Origin of the sequence: Streptomyces sp. 8K308, from assembly GCF_004348315.1 — a bacterium.
Lineage (GTDB): Bacteria > Actinomycetota > Actinomycetes > Streptomycetales > Streptomycetaceae > Streptomyces.
Genome location: NZ_SMKC01000109.1, coordinates 1 through 19,236, shown reverse-complemented (window position 1 = coordinate 19,236; position 19,236 = coordinate 1). Strand labels below are relative to the sequence as shown.

At 68.4% G+C, this 19,236-nt stretch carries 9 protein-coding genes, 1 pseudogene and 1 CRISPR repeat array; of the genes and pseudogenes, 2 read left to right on the top strand and 8 right to left on the bottom strand.

The window, feature by feature from the left end:
- The 8 genes and pseudogenes from E1265_RS17035 to E1265_RS17000 form a co-directional block, all read right to left on the bottom strand.
- A pseudogene (locus E1265_RS17035) lies at positions 1–213 on the bottom strand (hypothetical protein); the annotation flags it as partial.
- Positions 210–482 carry a hypothetical protein gene (locus E1265_RS17030; RefSeq protein ID WP_132931165.1) on the bottom strand — a complete coding sequence of 91 codons (273 nt, stop codon included), beginning with the start codon at positions 480–482 and terminating at the stop codon, positions 210–212. The gene E1265_RS17030 and the pseudogene E1265_RS17035, both read right to left, overlap by 4 nt.
- A complete protein-coding gene (locus E1265_RS17025; RefSeq protein WP_132931164.1) occupies positions 479–3,127 on the bottom strand; it encodes an SUMF1/EgtB/PvdO family nonheme iron enzyme in 2,649 nt (882 codons plus the stop codon). The genes E1265_RS17030 and E1265_RS17025 overlap by 4 nt, the downstream gene beginning before the upstream one ends.
- A complete protein-coding gene (locus E1265_RS17020; protein ID WP_243740869.1) occupies positions 3,124–3,942 on the bottom strand; it encodes a class I SAM-dependent methyltransferase in 819 nt (272 codons plus the stop codon). Before E1265_RS17020 ends, E1265_RS17025 begins: the two co-directional genes overlap by 4 nt.
- A 103-nt stretch (positions 3,943–4,045) precedes the next feature.
- Complete coding sequence (locus tag E1265_RS17015; RefSeq protein WP_132931163.1) at positions 4,046–4,657, bottom strand: hypothetical protein; 612 nt, start codon at positions 4,655–4,657, stop codon at positions 4,046–4,048.
- A 10-nt stretch (positions 4,658–4,667) separates the two neighbouring features.
- A complete protein-coding gene (locus E1265_RS39155; protein WP_243740871.1) occupies positions 4,668–5,066 on the bottom strand; it encodes a hypothetical protein in 399 nt (132 codons plus the stop codon).
- Entirely contained in the window at positions 5,054–7,087 is a 2,034-nt protein-coding gene (locus E1265_RS39145; RefSeq protein ID WP_279571439.1) for a hypothetical protein, read from the bottom strand. Before E1265_RS39145 ends, E1265_RS39155 begins: the two co-directional genes overlap by 13 nt.
- Positions 7,029–8,084: a DUF6531 domain-containing protein gene (locus E1265_RS17000; protein WP_279571438.1), complete on the bottom strand. Its 1,056-nt coding sequence runs from the start codon at positions 8,082–8,084 to the stop codon at positions 7,029–7,031. Before E1265_RS17000 ends, E1265_RS39145 begins: the two co-directional genes overlap by 59 nt.
- Before the next feature lie 119 nt (positions 8,085–8,203).
- Positions 8,204–8,537: direct repeats of the CRISPR family, unit length 29 nt; unit sequence GGGAACAGCCCCGCGGGTGCGGGGAGCAG.
- A gap of 1,014 nt (positions 8,538–9,551) precedes the next feature.
- On the opposite strand from E1265_RS17000, the gene E1265_RS16995 reads away from it, so the two are divergent.
- Positions 9,552–13,811, top strand: a complete 4,260-nt coding sequence (locus E1265_RS16995; protein ID WP_243740870.1) for a LamG-like jellyroll fold domain-containing protein — start codon at positions 9,552–9,554, stop codon at positions 13,809–13,811.
- A gap of 517 nt (positions 13,812–14,328) precedes the next feature.
- On the top strand, positions 14,329–19,236 hold a 4,908-nt coding region (locus tag E1265_RS16990), incomplete at its 3' end, for a sugar-binding protein (protein WP_243740868.1).

The following is a 19,236-nucleotide window of genomic DNA, read 5'->3' as shown; positions in this document are numbered from 1 at the left end:
GTGCCAGCGGACGGGGCGTTCGGGTGTGCCGTAGAGGACGCGGGCGGCGGCCGGGGTGAAGTAGGTGCGGCGGGTGTCGCTGGTGGTGCGGCGCTGGCCGTGGGCGAAGGGCAGGGGGCCGGTCGGCCAGGGCGGATTGGCTGGGAGGTGCACGGGGACGACGACGGCGGTGAGTTGGCGGATGCCGGTGGTGGAGGGGCGTGGTCGCCTCACTCGTAGAACACCTCGGGGTCGGGTTGGTCGAGTCGGATGACGAACTCGGCGCGCCAGGCGTCGGTGGGGGAGACGTGGAAGCGGACGCGTTCGCCGGTGTGGAGGGTGCGGAAGCCCTCGGTGACGATGTGGGTGTAGTCGAAGGTGTAGTGGCGACCGTCGGCTTCGTCCTGGACGACGTAGCTGCTGGCGCGGCCGTGGATGCCGCCACCGTGGGGGCGGCGGTCGACGACGGTGCCGAAGTGGGGGAGATCTGCGGCCGACGTCATCGTGGTCGCTCCTGGAGGTCTTCGACGCAGCGGAAGCCGACGGCGTTGCTGGCTCGGGCGCGGCCGTAGAGGGCTTTGGCACTGGCCTGAGCCGCGCGCAGCGGGTTGTCGTAGGCGCCGCCGCAGATGACGGCCTCGTCCCGTGGAGTGCTGACCTGGGTGGCGGTCCATTCCCAGACGTTGCCGACCATGTCGGCGACGCCGTAGGGGGAGCGGTTGGTGGGGCGGTCGTGGACGGAGGTGACCCAGGCGTCCCCGAGGCCGCCGCGGTCAAACTCCTCTTTGCAGGCCTGGTAGGTGACCAGAGGACGGCCGGCCCAGGTGTCCGCGCAGTTCACCGCGGCCAGGTCGGGGGTGTCGCCCCAGGGGAAGAGGCGTCCATCGGTGCCGCGGGCGGCTGCTTCCCATTCCAGGGAGGTGGGCAGGCGTTTGCCTTCGAAGGAGGCGAAGGCGTAGGCGGCCCACCAGGTCACGCAGATCGCTGGGTGGTCGTCGTAGTGGGGGTCGTCGTAGTAGTCCGGGACGCGGAGCCGCCCGGTCCAGGGGGCGTGGCTGGTGCCGGCGGGTTGGTCGGGGTGGTCCCAGTCGGACGTGCCGTCAGGGCGCAGGGCGTTGAGGAACTGGCGGTAGCGGGCCACGGTGACGGGGTGTTGATCGAAGCGGACCGGGCGGGTGACGCGGCGTAGGAGGAGGCGCTCGGCTGGGCCGACGAGATACACGCCGGCGGGCAGGACGCAGTCGTCGCTGGGGGAGGGATGGGCGCCGCTGGTGGGGTCGGCGAGGAAGGCGCGGACCTGCTCGGTGAGGTAGGCGCCGTCGGGCAGGTCGGCGGCCTGTTCGAGGCCGGTGGGGGTGGCGAGGTAGTGGGTGGCGAGGAGTTCCTGGTAGGCGGAGTGGCGGAAGGCCAGCGCCGTCTCGTCACCGGCCACACGGAAGAGGGGCGCGAGGCGGAAGGCGTCGGGGGTGATGCGGCCGTCGCGGAAGACCTGCGGGGAGAGGGCGTTGTGCAGGTCGAGGAGGGGGAAGACGGCGCGGTTCTCCACGAAGGCCCGGCCGCCGGTGGTGGTGAGCGCCTCCGCGAGGTGGGGGAGGCCGGCGTCGGTGAGGACCTGGTCGATGTGGGTGGAGAGGAGTTCGGCGAACGACGCATCACGCCCGAGGGTGGTGTGGAGGTGGCGTTCCAGTGGAGTGCGCGTATCGGCGTCGGTCAGACGGAGGACGTTGAAGCGGGGTACGCGCCCGGGGTCGACGCCGTTGGCGTACATCTGCTCGACGAGCTGCTCCGAGATCGCGCTGGAGGAGTCGAGCAGGCGCCTAATCTGCGGGGAGTCGGCGAGGAACGACACTCGGGAGCTCATGACGACACAGGACTCGGCGGACAGCACGGTGGCCAGGTCCGCGAACAGGCGGAGGAAACCGGCCGCGCTGGGCTCGTCCACCGCCTCGTCGACGGCGTCGAGCACGCACAGGGCAGAGCCGGAGCGGATCAGGTAGAGGAACAGCTCGAAGGCGCGGGCGCGTTCCCCCGGCACACACGGGCCGAGGACGCGGGCGACGTACTCGGGGAACGTCTCGTCCGCGGACTTCAGGCTCAGGTCGAAGTAGAACCGGAACCGGCGCGTGGCGGGTGCGGCGTAGTTGATCAGGCCGCGCAGAAGGGTGCTCTTGCCGCTGCCGGGCCGGCCGATGACCAGGACGTTGTTCGACTGATGGATCAGCTGGCTGAGGAGCGAGGCGGCATCGTCCACCTCGGTCAGCGCGCTCTCGCCAGTGCGCGGGTCGCTCGTGAGCAGCGCACCAGGCAGGGGGAGCCGCTGGCGCGGCAGCTCGGGCGCGACGGTGGCGCAGGAGGCCAGGTGGGTCTCGAGGTCGACGATGGTGTCGATGAAGCGGTCGTAGCCCACGATCCGGTAGTCCTGCCCCAGCAGTGGAGGAACCGGGTCGGTGGCGTCGTCGAGGATGACGAACCGGGTCAGCTTGGGCAGACGCGTGCGCAGCAACTCCCCGCCGGTGCTCTCCAACACCTCGCCCAGCTCGTCCGCGTCCTTGGACAGCAGGACTTCGACGTACTCGAGGCGGACGCCTGACTCCCGGCAGAAGAGCTGGTAGGCGGTTCGCGGCGACAGCACGAAGCGCTTGGCGACCCGGTAGCCCAGGGTCAGGTAGAGGCCGGCCAGGAACTCCACGCGGCGGGCGACCTCCGGCTCCATGCGTGGGTCGTCCCCGGTCAGCGCGGCACTGGCCGTGCTGGTGAACCAGGCCAGGACGTCGACCAGGCGACGCACCGCCTGCAGGCCGTCCTCCTCGGCGATCTCGTAGCCGTCGTGGGTGGAACGGTTGCGCAGCCGCTGGATGTCCGTCAGCGCGTCGATCACCGCCGTGCTGCGGATGTGCGGGCGGCATCCCTTGATCAGCTCGCTCAGCATCCGCCCCGACGGGTCCCCGGGAACGTCGTGGTGGCGCCACAGCTGCTTGAGCAGCTTCTCGGTGATCTTGCCGACCAGAGCGATCGCGTTCTCCGGATAGCCGTCACCCAGCGACCGTAACGGCCGCTCCAGATCGATTCCGAGACGCTCGGCGACCCGCGAATGATCGTCCAGCTCCTCGCGTAAGCGACGCAACCGCTCGTCAACGGGGGCCGTCACGACTCCCCCTCGCCGGTGACGGAGGCGTCGCGGACGCCGAGGACGAAGGCGAACCGGTCGGGAAAGACCACTTCCCGCCCGGGATGACGCGCCCGAATCTCGGCGATCCCGGCCTCGATCTCCGCATCGCTGAACGTCGACAACACCGACATGTAGCGCGCCCGGACCATGGCGAGGTACCGCTCCGTGTCCAGACGCAGCTCGTGCTCGACATGGCCGAGAGTGGTCCGCAGACCCGCGTCGGCCAGGTGCTCGGCGATACGGGCGGGGTCGGGCTGGAGGGCCTCATACCTCCGCAACGCCTCGGCGAACAGCGGGTACTCGATGGTGGTCGGCAGCATGGCGACCAGCAGCCTGCCTCCCGGGGCCAGCAGTTCGGCCAGACCCGTCAACGTCCTCGCCGGATCCTTGACGTGATGGACCGACTCCTTCAACCACATCGCGTCCAGCGCGTCGTACGGCAGGGACACCTTCCGCTCCGCGATGTCCTCGGCCGACGCCACCAGCGGCAGGAGACGCTCGGCGTCGTCCCCCAGCTGGGCCAGCATCGCCGGCGCCGGATCCACACACAGCATCCGGTGACGGGGACGAAGCGTTGACGCGATGCGCTTGGCGAACAAGCCTGTGCCGCACCCGATGTCGGCGATGCGATCGTCCGCCGTCAGGGAGAGCGCCTCGGCGATCTGGCCGGACATCCACCCCACGAACGCGGGGCTGTAGGCCCAGTTGTCGTCATACGCGCCGGCGAGTCGTTGGTAGTGGTCCCGCATGTCACGCCCCACCAACGCCTCCCGATCGCCACCGTTCACCAGCACGGACTCCCACCTCGCCAGGCTACCCAGGCCGAGCAGCGCACCAACGAGGCACCGCGTACCTTCGAGCCGCTCTGGCGCACGGCCGTTGAGCGCGCGGTGCCGGTCAGGCGAGCTCCCAGTCCTTCCGGTCCGCGAGGGCCGGCAGCGCTTCTGCGATCCGCTCGGACGTTCGCCGTGCGGCGTTCCGCAGCTCGTTCAGGTCCAGGGGAATGCCTGCTGTGGCGCGTCGCAGGAATTCTTGTTGTTCCTCGATTTCCAAGGCATGCAAGGGGCCTGGGGGTGTCGGTTGTTCGCCGAATGCGGTGGTGCGCGGGGTGGCGCCCGCGAGTTCGAAATCGAAGTCGGAGAGCAGGCTCTGTGTGGTCTGTCCGGACAGCTCCACCTTGTTCACGTCCAAGCGTAGGTGAACGGCCAGGGTGTTGAGGGCGAGGGCCAGGGCCTGGCCGGTGTAGAAGCTCTGCTCTGCCTGGTCTTCACCCATGACTGCTTCGAGGTCGGTGGATTCCAGGATGTCGACGCATTCTTCGTCGACGTCCTCGCCCGCGGCGGCTCGCCAGCCGAGGTCGAGCAGCTCGTCGAACCACTCTCGCTCGTCCGGGGCGCTGAGGAGGCGGTAGACGGCGCCGAGGCGCTCCGCGCATGCGGCGCAGAACGCGACGTAGGTCTCTGGTGCCGCGTCCGGCAGCTCATGGGTGATCGAGATGCGCGTGGTCATGCGTTCCTCGTCAGTCGTCGATGGACCAGAACAGCGTGTAGGGGGAGTTCTGTTCTGCGTGGCCGCGGATTCCCGCGCCGCCTACTTGGACATCGCGGGTGTTGATGAGTTCCAGGCAGATGTCGTTGCAGAAATTCCGTGAGGCGGCTCCGAAGACCGGTATTTCGTCGGGCCCGAGGCTCCTGATGATACCTTCCTCGGCGTGTCCGGCGGCTTGGACGAATTCCTCGCCGGGCCGCAGGGTCCAGGAAGCCGGCATGGCTCCGGGGCCGTTGATGCCGAGGCGGACGGTGTACTGCTGGGTGCGGGTGTTGAAGACCCCGATGACGGCGGTGGTGCCCCTGATGTCGGCGAGGAAGTAGTCGTTGCGGACGGCCTGGAGTTCCTCGGCGCGGTTCAGGGCGAGCATGGCGTCGTCGACGGTGCCCGGCGAGCAGGGGGTGAGGCCGAGGAGGTCGGTCCAGGTGAGGGGGTTACGGACGTACGCGTAGTGGTTCGGTGCCGGGTCGAGGCCGAGCGGGTCGGGGCTGGCGTATCGCGCGGTGAGCGGGTCGTAGTAGCGGTGGACGTTGTAGTGCCAGCCGGTTTCGGGGTCCTCGTACTGGCCGGGGAAGCGTAACGGGGTCCCGGCGTGCCCTCCGGGTTCGTCGCGCGTGATGCCCCAGAGCGTGGTGCGTCGCCGCCAGGCGATGTCGCCGTGCTCGTCGACGAGTTCGGTCGGTGTGCCGACGAGGTCGGTGACGATGCTGTAGAAGCGTCGGTCGATCTCCTGCTGTGAGGCTTCGGCCGCGGGGGTGGTCTCGGTCTGGGCGACGGGGTGCGTGCCGTTGTAGTTCCAACTGGTGACCGCTGGCGTGGTGCTGTTCGGGGAGGTGGTGGTCTGCTCGACGAGGGTTGCCCCGGACCAGGTGAACAGCGTCTGCTCGACGACGTTTCCGCCTCGTCCCAGCGTTGCTTGGCGGTCCGGCGCCCGAGCGCGTCGTAGGTGTAGGTCCAGCGCGTGCCGTCCGGGGTGATCACGGAGCGCAGGCGGTCCTCGGCGTCCCAGTGGTAGCGCCAGGTGTCGGGCTTGCGGGCGAGGCGGATCTTCTGACGCAGTACGACGCGGCCGGCGGCGTCGTAGGTGTATCGGATGTTGCCGGCCCTGGTGACGCGAGTTCCGGTGTAGTGCCGTTCCCCGGTGGCGTCGGGAGCATTCCGGTCCGGGGGCCCCCACTGGGCGTCGGTCTGGTTGCCGAGTGGGTCGTACCGGTAGGTCTCGGACCAGTTGTCGCGCCGGGCCGTGGTGACGCGTCCGACCTGGTCGAGGTCGAAGTGTGTGGTGCCGTCGAACAGGTCGGTCTGGGCGGCGACGAAGTGGTCGGGGCGGTAGCTGTAGCGCAGGCCCGTCAGGGGCTGTCCGTGGCTGGTCACCGACTTCTCGGTGAGGTGGCCCGCGAGGTCCCACTGCTGGGCTATGACCACGCCGGTGTCTATGTGTTGGCCGAGTTCGCGGCCGGCCGGGTCGTAGGCGAAGGACAGGGTGTGTCCGGCGACCTGGAGCGCGGTTCGACGGCCGGCGGCGTCGTAGCTCTGGGCGCTGGCGAGCCCGGACGGTGTGACGCGGGAGACCTGGCGGCCCGCGGCGTCGTACGCGTGGGAGACCGCGCGCCCGTCGCAGACTTCGGACAGCAGACGTCCGACGGCGTCGTAGGTGAAGGAGACCTCCGCGCCCTCCTCCACGGCGCGCAGGAGACGGCCGGTCGCGCCATGCTCGAAACGAGTCGTCGCACCGTCGGCGATCTTCTCCGTGGTCAGGCCGAGGGCGTCGCGCGTGTAGGTCACCGTCTGTCCCGCGGCGTTGGTGCGCTCGACCAGTCCGCCGGCGGCGTCATACGCGTAGCTGACGCAGCGGCCGTCGAAGTCCTCTTCGGCGAGGACCCGTCCCGCCGCGTCGAGTTCGTAGGTCCAGGTGAGCTCGCGCGGCCCGACGACCTTGGTCAACCGCAGCTCGGTGTCGTGGATGAACGCGTGACGGGCGCCGTCCGGGTCGGCTCGCGCACTGAGTTGGTCGAAGATGTACTCGAACCTCGTGACGTCGCCGTTCTCGTTGACGTGCGTGAGGCAGTTGCCCTCGCCGTCCCACGTCCAGGCCTGGACGCCTCCTTGTGGATCGACCCGGCGCATCGGCTTGCCTTCGAGCGTCCACGAGAAACGCGTGACGGCGCCGAGCGGATCGATGGCCCGGGCGACGCGCCCGAAGGCGTCGTGCTCGAAGCGGTACTCCTCGCCGGTCGGCCTCGTGATGGACACCGGGCGCCCTGCCGGGTTGCAGACGAACCGCGTGACATTGCCCAACGGGTCGGTGATCGCGGTGAGATGACCGCGCTCGTCATACTCGTACCGCGTCTCGGCCCCGAGCGGATCGACCAACGCCGACCGGTTGCCCACCGAGTCGTAACTCTGCCGCCACGTCTGGCCCGCCGGATCGGTGATCGCGACGGGCAGGCCACGCTGGTCGTGAGAGTAGGTGACGCGGACCCCGTCCGGCCGGGTCACGGCGACGAGACGGCCGGCGGCATCGTAGTCGTACCGCGTGGCGCGTCCCAGCGGATCGGTGGTCGACAGCAGCCGGTCGTAGATCCCACTCCCGGCGTGCGGTGTGTCCCAGTGGGTCCGTCTCGGCGATCAGCTGGTAGCAGTCGTTGAACTGGAAGACGGAGGTGTGACCCAGCGAGTCCGTGAAGGTCGTGCGGTAGTTCTCCGCGTCGTAGCGAATGGTGCTGGAGAGGTAGCCGTCCATGCCCTCGGTGGCGACACAGCGTCCGGCGTCGTCGTACGTGTAGCGGTACCAGACCCCGTTGCGGTCCTGCCATCCGGTGATGCGACGCCGCGCGTCATAGGAGAGCCGCAGCGGTGCCTCCGAGGAGTTGTGGATCTCGGAGAGGTTGCCGCGTTCGTCGTAGGCATACCGCAGCAGGGTGGGCTGGTCAGACGCGCTGAGCAGCCGGAGCTCGCTTATTCGGCCGTCGGCGGTGCTCACTCCCACGCGGTAGCCGCCATCATGGACGACAGCGGAGGGCAGGCCGTCCTCGTCGTACTCCACCCGAACGCGGTTGCCGTTGCGGTCGGTGACCGCGGTGAGCGGCAACTCCGCCGCGGACCGACCGGCCACGGGCGCGAAGTGCAGCGTGCGCCCGCTCTCCCCCTGCCGCAGCGTCATAGGCGTACCGGGCTCGCCGCTCCACAGCAGCTGCCAGCGAGGGCCCTCGACCGGAAGCACCGGCTCATGGGGGATCGGGCGAGGAAAGTCCAGCACCGAGCCGTCGTCGCCGTGGAACACGACCCCGTGCTCCTCAAGAACCAGGCGCTGGTCGAGGGTGGAGGCCCAGGACGGACCGAAGAGGCTCCCACTATGGACCGAGGTCCGGTGATGGCGTTCCAACACCGTAAGGAACCATGCTGTCACTGATCAACGATTTGTTGGAACTGCCGTCCTAATACCGGCAGGCTGTGGCTTCCTGGATCGCCATTGGCATCGTGTCCGGGCCCACAGCACGAACCCCGGAGAACAGCGCCGCAGGCGCGGGGAGCGGAACGATGACGCATGGGCACCCGTGGTCAAGTGGGGAACAACCCCGCAGGTGCGGGGAGCAGAACTCGTCGACGTCGTCAAACAGGGCAAGCCCGGGAACAGCCCTGCGGGTGCGGGGAGCAGCCGTACGTTCACCCGGCCCCGGGACCGGGCCCGGGAACAGCCCCGCAGGTGCGGGGAGCAGCCTCTGGCGCTCTACGCGCGCCCCCCTGGGGAGGGAACAGCCCCGCGGGTGCGGGGAGCAGGGTCCAGGGTCGGGGGCGCGAGCGGCGGACCTGGGAACAGCCCCGCGGGTGCGGGGAGCAGAGTTCGTGACCTGCGGCTTTATCTGGCGGGAGGCGTGCTTTTGCTTACTTCTTCACATTCGGGCAAAGGGGGTGCGGCCGTCATTTGGCGTGTTCCTGCTTCTGTGGTCGACAGTGGACGGCCGGTTTTCTGCGGCGCTACCCGCTCCCGGCCCCCTGCGAATCTACCCAGATTCCTCAGCGGGACGGGCAAGACGGGTTGACGGGGGTGCGAAGGCGTCTCTGGTGGACGGGAGCCCTGCGGTAACGGCGGATATGGTCCGGAGCTCGCGCCTGAACGGCGGTGGATCTGCCGGATGTGAGGCGTCACCCTGCGCGCGGCCCGCACCGTCACCAGCAAGGCGCAGCTGGAAGCGTTCGGCTCGCTGATGCTTGAGGGACGTAAGCCTGGCCCGGTGCCGTTCATGCGGCAAGGGGTCTACATCGGCGACGAGTGCAGCGATCACCTCGCCCGACAGAGTCGTGATCCCCTTGGTCATGGATGATCGCTGTACGAATCGCGTTCCCCACCACACGACCGTGATCAGCGATCGAAAGTCCGAGGCCTTACCGCCAACCATATGCGGGATCTTTAGTGAAAAAATTGGTGGTGCGGTCGATGGGGGCTGGCCTGGACGATGTGGCCGGATTACTTTTCGCGGATATCGACCCGCGTCATCATGCGATTTCCCACGCCGATTTCCTCCCAAGACCCGGTGTGAATTCATCGCCTAATTCGTCCCGATCCTCGGCCTGTTCGTTCACCTGGAACCTGCGCGAAACTTCACTTCGATGTGGCGAACATCACTCCTGGGTCGCGGAACCGGTCGCGCCCTTGTCTCGCTTGCCGCTCAACCGATCTGCAGCGGCTGCGGATTGCCGCTGAGTGTCCACCCTCGAAGGGTGTTTGGCGCAGCTGATCACGCGTCATGGGCATTGTCCGAATTTGTGTGTGTAGACGGCCCCGTGAGTGCGCTCTTACGATCTCCGCGATTTCCCCTCATCGGCGGGGACTTGTGGAGGGGGTTGGGTGGGGATGCGCGCCGCTGTGTCCTGCGCGGCGGGCCTGGCCATCATGGCTGGCCTGCTGGCGGGAACGACCGGTCCGGCCGTGGCGGAGCAACCGGCGTCACGTGCCGGTCAGCCGGCCACGGTATCCGCGACCGATTCGACGACCGAGATCGGCGCCGCTTCCGAGGGCGAGGCGCTCGTCGAGGCGCGTCGCACGGGCGAGCCTGTTGAGGTGTTGTCGCTGCGTGGCGAGTCGAGTGATGTCTTCGCTCAGCCGGACGGTTCGTTGGAGGCGCGTGAGTATCTGCGTCCGGTGCGTGCCCGTGTGGATGGTGAGTGGCGGGCGATCGACACGGCGCTGGCTCCGACCGGGGACGGCATGGTCGCTCCGGCTGTGGCCACTGTCGACCTGGCTTTCTCCGGCGGTGGTACCGACGATCCGCTGGTGCGGATGTCCCGTGCGGGCCGCTCTCTGGAGCTTCACTGGCCCGGGGCCTTGCCCGTGCCCGAGCTGGACGGCACGGAGGCCGTCTATCGCGACGTGCTGCCCGACGTGGACTTGCGCATGGGGGCTGCGCCCGAGGGCTTCATCCAGCTCCTCGTGGTCAACACGGAGGACGCGGCGCACAGTGAGGCTCTGTCCGAGTTGGTCCTCGGTCTCGACGCGCAGGGCATGGACGTCGAGGTGACCTCCGACGGCGGTGTCGCGGCTATTGACGAGGGTGCCGGGAACGCTGTCTTCGAGGCTCCCGCGCCGTTGATGTGGGACTCCAGTACCGGTGCCGCCGCCCAGGCCATGGCTCGGACGACCGAGGTTGATGAACTCGACGGACCGATCGAGCCTGCGGTGGGCGACTCGGGGCGGCAGGGGCGCGTGGGTGTGGAGGTTACCGACACGGCGCTTTCCCTCACTCCTGATCCCGAGATCCTGCGTGGTGCCGACACGCAGTACCCGGTTTATATCGATCCGCAGTGGTACTCGCCGCGTGCCACGTCTTGGACGATGGTCTCCCGTTATTGGAGCAGCTCTCCGCAGTGGAAGTTCAACGGCGAGAACAATGCCGGGATGGGCTTTTGCGGTTGGGCGTACTGTCAGCCGCAGGATCTGAAGCGGCTGTTCTACCAGTTTCCTACGTCGCGCTACGCGGGGACGGAGATCGTCGAGGCCGAGTTCGTGGTCCGCAACGTGTGGTCCGCGTCCTGCACCGCCCGCGATGTCGAGGTGTGGCGTACCAACGGCATCAACTCCGGTACTACGTGGAACACTCAGACGGCTTCCGGTTTCTGGAGTGAGCATCTCGACACTCGCTCGTTCGCCTATGGCTACGAGGGCTGTGGCGCGCGGGACGCTGAGTTCGACATCCGTGACGCCGTTCAGGACGCGGCCGACCGCGCATGGTCCCAGCTCACTCTCGGTGTGCGGGCGCCTGCCAGTCAGGAGTCGGATGAGTACACCTGGAAGCGGTTTGCCGACTCCGCGTACATCCGTGTCTTGTACAACCGCCCGCCGCCGCAGATCCGCACCTCCCAACTGAAGATGGAGTACGGCGGGCCTTGCCAGCCGTCGAACAGCCCGGCCCAGGTCCGTACGCGCGGCCAGGTCTACGCCACCAACGTCACTGACCCGGACGGGGATCGGGTGGCGGTGCAGTTCCGCGCTTTCTGGGACACGGGCGATGGCCAGGGCAACGTGGTGCGCTGGAACTCCGGATTGACCAGCGACAAGGCATCCGGTTCCAGCTTCGCGGTGGATCTGCCGAGCAACCTGCCTCGTGATGGCCGTGTGGGCTGGGAGGCCCGAACCTACGACGGTGAGCATTACTCGCCCTGGTCTTCCAGCGGTAGTCCGCAGCTGTGCCATTTCGTCTACAACACCAGTGTCCCGGCCGCGCCGACGGTCAGCTCGCCGGAGTATCCGGCGTCCAACCCGGCAGACCCGAACGATCCCTGGCGTGACGGTGTGGGCAAGTACGGCAACTTCACGTTCGACTCCACGGCAACGGACGTCACCCAATACCGCTACCGCTTCGCCTCCGGCGACCAGGCGACCGCCTATCAGGACGTCTCCACTACTGGTGGAGCCGCCCGCACCGTGCGACTGCTCCCCGACCAGCCGGGGGACAACGTCCTGTACGTCCGGGCGCTGGACACCGCCGGCAACGCCTCCGAGGAGCGTACCTATATCTTCCGGGTTCGCGCCGGCACGCCAGAGCGCATGGTGTGGGGCCTGGACGAGCAGGCCGGTGCCACCGCCGCACAGGGTGAGGGCGAGCCCTGGCCCGCGCCCCTTACCGGCGATGCCGGCCTTGGGGGTGAGGGCATGAGTGGCACGGGGCTTCATCTGGGCGGCACCAGCGGACACGCCCGCACGGTGACCCCGGTCCTCGACACCTCCAAGAGCTTCACCGTGTCGCTGTGGGCACGACTCCCGGAGTCCGGGATCACCACCACCGGTACTGCCGCATCGCAGGCGGCCAACAACACCGACGCGTTCCGGCTCTCCGTCGACCCGGGCACCGGGGGGTGGTCCTTCAACCTGTCCAACTCCGACGCCAGCAGCGCCCCTGTCGCCCGTGTGCGGCAGAACACCGCCGCACCGCTGGGGCGTTGGACGCATGTCGCCGGCGTCGTTCGCTTCCCGACCAGCGAGATCGTGCTCTATGTCGACGGCCAGCGCATCGGCTCCGCGTCGCTCAACTTCACTGGCTGGGAGGCGCGTGGCGCCACCGCCATCGGTGCCCGCCTGGCCGGAAGCACGGCGAGCCAGTTCTTCAACGGCGACCTCGACGAGGTGCGGTTCCACGACTACGGCCTCAGCGATAGCCAGGTCAGCGCACTCGCCGAACAGCTCCCCATCTCCTCTGATGGTCGGCCGGCCCTGGCGGTCTGGTCCTTCGAGGAGGCGGCTGGCGCGACCAGTGTCGAGGGCCACGGTCAGGCGGTGCAGGCGGCCGCCGGCAGCGGTGTGACGTTCGGTGCCGAGGGCGTGATCGGCAGGGCCGCGAGCTTCGACGGCACCACCAACGGCGTCGCGGCCACCACCCAGCCGGTCCTCGACACCTACCAGTCCTTCGCCGTCGCCGCCTGGGTCAACCTGCCGAGCGACAAGCCCAACCAGACCATGGTCGTGGCAGCGCAGACGGCCGACGTCGACTGGGGCTTCGCCCTCGTCCACGCGCCCAATGGCCGCGGCTGGTCGATGCGCCGCTGGACCGCGGGCGACGGCACCGGCACCCTCGTCCAGGCCAGCGAGTCACCGTGCGCCTCGACGAGCCCCAACTGCGCGGCGGCCGGCCTCGGCACCTGGACCCATGTCGTCGGCGTCCACGACCTCGACGCCGGACAACTGCGGATCTACGTCAACGGCGAACTGGCGGGCAGCGCCCCCTTCACCGACCGCTGGAACGCAGACGGCCGCTTCACCATCGGCGCCGCCGACCACCACACCGACGGCCTGATCGTCCCACTCGAAGGCCAGATCGACGACCTGCGCGTCTTCGACCGCGTGACCTCCACCGAGGAAGTCCGCCAACTCTTCACCCAGAGCCCTCGCATCACCGGCCGCTGGCAGTTCGAAACCACCACCTCAGGAACGACGCCCGACGCCTCCGCTTCCGCGAACCCCCTGGCCCTCGGTGGCGGCGCCGAAATCGGGCCTGGTTGGGTGGACTACAACTCCCTGACGTTGGACGGTGTCGACGACTACGCGAGCACCGACACCCTCCCCATCGACACATCCAGAAGTTTCTCCGTCACGGGTTGGGCGCAGGCGGCCGCTGCCCCGAGTGGCGGCGCGACGGTGGTGAGCAGCCCGGGCACGAACAACAGCGCGTTCTCGGTCCGCTTCCAACCGGACGCGGAGCTCGAGGGCTGGGGCCAGTACCAGATCGTGCTGCCGGACGCCGACACCACAGGGGCGTCGGTGATCAGGATCGGGAACAGCCAGTTCCTTGACGTGCGTGACTGGAACCACCTCGCCCTGGTCTACGACGGCTTCCGCCGCCAAGCGCGCCTCTACGTGAACGGGCTGCTCCAGGAAGTCGCCTGCCTGGACGAGAACAGCGACTCCTGCGGCTCGGTGTCGTGGGCCGAAAACGTCGTCACCTTCCAGGCAAACCAGTCACTTCAGGTGGGCCGTGCACGCTCTGGCAGTACATGGCACGAGTACTGGCCAGGAGCGATCGACGACCTCTGGGCCTTCCAGGGGGCGTTGACCGGAGACCAGGTGGCATGGCTGGCCTCCCGGTTCTCCGACATTCCGACCGAGCTTCCCAATCCACGGTGACGACGCGCGATCGCGTTCCGACCGATCAGCATCCGACATGCACGCCAAGGCGAGTGAGGGACTGAGACACGCGATGAACGGGAAAGCCCAGCGAAGCGGTGTGCGTGCGTGGCGCCGGCGCCTTGGACTCGGCTTGGCCGCCCTGATGGTGGGGAGCCTACTCCAGGCTGTCTCGTTCCCGTCGGCCGTCGCCGCGGGGGATGAGGAGCCGGAGGCACCCCGGTCCGAGGAGCCGGTGGACGGCAGTGACGGAATCGCCGTTCGCGAACGCCCGACGGCGGACACACCCAGCGTCCCAGAAGAACCACCCCGCGCCACCTGGCCCGAACCCGGGCCGGTCGATGTCCGGTTGTCCACCGGTTCTACCTTCGCCACGCGTGCCGGAGACCTCCCGATCTGGTTGCAGGCCGACGCGGGCCCGGCACCGCTGCTCCATAGCCAGGACGTGGCCGCCGAGGTCACCGTTATGGACCGGGCGGCAACGGAGGCGGCCGGGGTCGACGGCGTCCTCTTTACCGTGGAACAGCAGTCTGACCCCGCGTGGGCCGGAACCGACGAGCAGCCTGTCGATGTCCGGCTCGGCTACGGTGCCTTCGCCGAGGCCTACGGTGGCGGCTACGGCGCCCGCCTCACCCTCCACCAGCTGCCTGCCTGCGCCTTGGAGACGCCTGATGAGCCCGAGTGCCGCGAACGCGTGCCGCTGGGGACCGTCAATGACACTGAGCAGCAGACCCTCACCGCCCAGGCCGTCGCCCTCGACGCCGCCCAGCCACTCGTGCTCGCCGCGGCGGCAGACGAGGAGAGCATGGGCAGCGACTACACCGCCACACCGCTGTCGGCTTCCAGCACGTGGGAAGTCGGACTGAACACCGGAGACTTCACCTGGTCCTACCCCATCGCGGTGCCCGACGTCCCCGGCGGCCTCGTCCCGAACGTCGGTATCTCGTACTCCTCCGGCTCCATCGATGGCCGCACCGGCAACACCAACAACCAGGCGTCCTGGATCGGCGACGGATTCGACCTCTGGCCGGGATACATCGAACGCCGGTATCAGTCCTGCGCCGAGGAAGGCGTGGAGAACGCCAACGGCCAGACCGTGGGCGACCTGTGCTGGGAGTACGACAACGCCTTCATCTCCTTCAACGGACAGGCCGGAGAGCTCGTCCCCGTCGGCGACGGCGAGTGGAAGTTCCAGCAGGACGACGGCACCCGCATCCGCCGCCTGACGTCGAGCGAGCGCGCCAACGGCGACAACGACAACGAGTACTGGGAGCTAACCTCCCCGGACGGCACCCGCTACTACTTCGGCTACCACCGCCTCCCCGGCTGGGCCAGCGGCAACGAGACCACCGACTCGGTGTGGACCGTGCCCGTCTTCGGCAACGACGACGGCGAGGAGTGCCACGCCTCCACCCTGGCGGCCTCCTGGTGCGACCAGGCCTGGCGCTGGAACCTCGACTACGTCGTCGACCCGCTCGGCAACGCCATTGCCTACTACTACGACACCGAGGCCAACTACTACGGCCGCTTCCTGGACCCGGACGCCGATACCCGTTACATCCGTGGCGGCGCCATCGATCGGATCGACTACGGCCTGCGCGACAACGGCAACCTCTACAACCAACAGCCCCTCGCCAGCGTCGACTTCACCAGCGGCCCCCGCTGCCTGCCACAGACCGGCGTCGACTGCGCCGCGTCCGCCATCGACGCCAACGAGCCCTACTGGTACGACACCCCGTGGGACCTCAACTGCGATTCTGGTACCCAGTGCGACGCCGGCCGCTTCTCTCCCTCGTTCTGGACCCGGAACCGCCTCACCGGCATCACGACCATCGTCCGCGAAGGTAGTGCGGTCAGGACCGTGGACTCCTGGTCCCTCACCCACCGGTGGGGCCAGGCGGACGTCGACTACCAACTGCTGCTGGAGAGCATTCAACGCACCGGGCACACCGGCCCGACCTCGTCGCCAACCCTTACCCTCCCGCGTACCAGCTTCACTTACGCACAACTCCCCAACCGCCTGGACCGCATCGGCGACGGATACGCGCCGTTCGTCAAGGAACGACTGGCCACCATCACCGACGAGGTCGGCGGGCGACTCGACGTCGGCTACTCGGAACCCACCTGCTCGTTCGACGCCCTCCCCACACCCCAGTCCAACACCAGCCGATGCTTCCCCCAGTACATCGGGGGCGGCGTCAACGAGGACCCGGACCTGGAATGGTTCAACAAGTTCGTCGTCACCTCCGTGACCGCCACCGACCGCACCGGCGGCGCTCCCGACCAGGTCACCCGCTACCAGTACCTCGATGACGCCGCCTGGCACTACGACGACGACAACGGCCTTGTTCCCGAGTCGGAGAAGACGTGGTCGCAGTGGCGCGGCTACGGCCACGTCCGTGTCCAGACTGGCGGCCAGGGCGACGGGGGCATGATCAGCCAGGAGGACACCTACTTCCTCCGGGGCATGCACGGCGACCGGCGCGACCCGAGTGGTGGCACCAGGTCCGTCACCGTCACCCTCCCGGATGGTGAAGGTGACCCGATCACCGACCATCCGGCCTACCAGGGCTTCGCCTACCGCACCGCGGTATACGACGGGGTCGGCGGCTCGATCCTGGAGAAGTCGGTCTCCCGCCCCTGGCACCACGAGACCGCCCGCGACGAACGTTCCTGGGGCGACATCACCGCCAACTTCACCGGCGAGGCACGCGTCTCCACCTGGACCTCGCTCGACGACGGAGCCGGCGTACGCTGGCGCAGCACCCGCGTGGACACCGCGCACGACACGGTCGCCGGCCGCCCCACCCAGGTCAACGACCTCGGCGACACTGCCACCACGGCCGACGATCGCTGCACCCGCACCACCTACGCCGGCGGCAGCATCCTCACCCTCGCCGCGCGCGAGGAGACGGTCGCCGTCGCCTGCGACGCCACCCCCAACCGCGCCGAGGACGTCATCTCCGACGTCCGGTACGCCTACGACGGACGCGACTACGGCCAGGCACCCACCGCAGGGCTCGTCACCCGCACCGCCACCATCAAGGAACACGACGGCACCACGGCCCGCTACCTGGAGTCCGGCGCCACCTACGACGCTTACGGGCGTGGTCTCACCGTCACCGAGCTGACGGCCAACGTCACCGTCACCGGCTCCACCCTCACCCGCACCGCCCGCGACGACAGCCGTACCACGACCACGGCCTACAGCCCCACCACAGGGTTCGCCACCCAGGTCACCGAGACCACCCCACCCGCCAACCCCGCCACTCCCAGCACCGCGCAGACCACCACCACGAGCTTCGACGTGCGACGGGCTGTTCCCACCTCGATCACCGACACCAACGGCCGGATCACCAACATCAGCAACGACGCCTTCGGCCGCACCTGGCGCGTCTGGCTGCCCAACCGATACACGACCTGGTATCCGACCTACGAGTTCACCTACCGCATCACCGAGGACCAGCCGGTAGCCGTCACCACCCACACCCTCGACACCAACGGCATACAACGGGTCTCGAACATCACCCTCTACGACGGCTTCCTTCGCGAACGTCAGATCCAGTCGCCCGGCCCCAACAACGGCCGCCTTGTGGCGGACACCTTCTACGACGAACGCGGCCTGGTCACCAAGACGTTCGCCACCTACTACGCCACCGGCTCACCTCAGCAGAGCGTCTTCGAACCGGACGACGCCCTGATGGTCGAGAGTCAGAGCTGGCACACCTACGACTCCCTCGGTCGCGAGATCGAGGCCCGTCAGGTCGCGGGCAACGGCGACGGCGGCGACGTTCTGGGGACCACCCGCACCAGTCATCACGGCGATCGCACCACCGTCATCCCACCGGTCGGCGCCACCGCCACCACCACGCTGTTCGACGCCCGAGGCCAGACCACCGAACTCCGCCAGCACCACCAGCGTTCGGCCACCGCCGCTTACGACGCCACGCGTTACACCTACACACCCGCCGGCCAACTCGACACCCTCACCGACCCCGCCGGCAACCAGTGGACCTACACCTACGACCTCCTCGGGCGCACCGTCGAGGCCACGGATCCTGATGCTGGGCGTACCTCCAGTGCCTACAACGATCGGGGTGAGCTCACCAGCCGGACCAACGCTCGTGGCGTCACTCTCGCCTACGTCTACGACAACCTCGGCCGACAGACCCAGCTCCGGGAGAGCTCGGCCACCGGACGGCTGCGCGCTGAGTGGGTTTATGACACGGTCTCGCGTTCTGAGGGGCAGCTGGCGCGCTCGGTCCGCTATGGGGATCAGGGCCAGGCGTACGTCAACGAGATCCAGGTGTATGACGCTCTCTATCGGCCTACCAGGACCCGGGTGGTGATCCCGTCCTCCGAGGGCGAGTTGGCGGGGAGTCATCAGGCCGCGACCACGTACAACGAGGCCGGCTTGGTGATGGGCGTCAGCGTCCCGGCGATCGGCGGTCTTCCCGGAGGTGGCGCCACCTACAGCTACGACGACCGGACCCTGTGGCTGTCCAACACCTTCAGCGTCGAGTATGACGCGAAGGTCACCTACACGCTGACCGGCAAACCCGAGCAGTACACCCTCAGCCAAGGGGTGGGGACCCCGGCGACCTGGGTGACCAACACCTACGAGTGGGGCACCCAACGCCTGGCCACCACACGGGTCTCGCGCCAGGACAGGCCCGGCATAGACCGCAGCGCGGTCTACTCCTACGACGAGGCAGGCAACGTCCTGTCCATCGCGGACACCTCCCGCACCGGCACCGATGTCCAGTGCTTCCAGTACGACTACCAGCGACGCATCACCGAAGCCTGGTCCCAACCCACCACCGACTGCGCGACCACCCCCTCCGACTCTGCCGTCGGGGGGCCCGCTCCTTACTGGCACTCCTACACCTACGACCTGGTCGGCAACCGCCTGACCGAGACCCTCCACGAACAGGACACCAGCCGCACCTACACCTACCCCGAGCCCGGGACGCCTCAGCCGCACACGGTCACCTCTGTGACCCAGGAGGCCCCGGGGGTGACCTCGCTTGAGGAGTACGACTACGACCAGGCCGGGAACACCACCAGCCGCCAGATCGGCGGCGACACGCAAGAACTGACCTGGGACCCCGAAGGCCGACTCGCCTCCGTTGAGGAAGCCGACGGCTCCGTCACCTCCTACCTCTACGACGCCGACGGCAACCGCCTCATCTCACGCTCCCCGACCGAGACCACCCTCTACCTGGGCGGCACCGAAGTCACCCTCGACGAGGGCGCCACGGAAGTGCGCGCCACCCGCTACACCGACCTCGGCGGCGGCAACACCGCCGTCGAGGAGAGCGACGGCAGCGTCTACTTCACCATCGCCGACCATCACGGCACCGGCGAACTCGCCATCAACGCCGAAACCCTCGACATCACACAACGCCGCACCCTCCCCTTCGGC

Bases quoted from the DNA above. Each gene is read 5' to 3' on its own strand.
- E1265_RS17030 (WP_132931165.1), bottom strand. From the start codon at position 482: ATGACGTCGGCCGCAGATCTCCCCCACTTCGGCACCGTCGTCGACCGC.
- E1265_RS17015 (WP_132931163.1), bottom strand. From the start codon at position 4,657: ATGACCACGCGCATCTCGATCACCCATGAGCTGCCGGACGCGGCACCA.
- E1265_RS39155 (WP_243740871.1), bottom strand. From the start codon at position 5,066: ATGCTCGCCCTGAACCGCGCCGAGGAACTCCAGGCCGTCCGCAACGAC.
- E1265_RS16995 (WP_243740870.1), top strand. From the start codon at position 9,552: ATGCGCGCCGCTGTGTCCTGCGCGGCGGGCCTGGCCATCATGGCTGGC.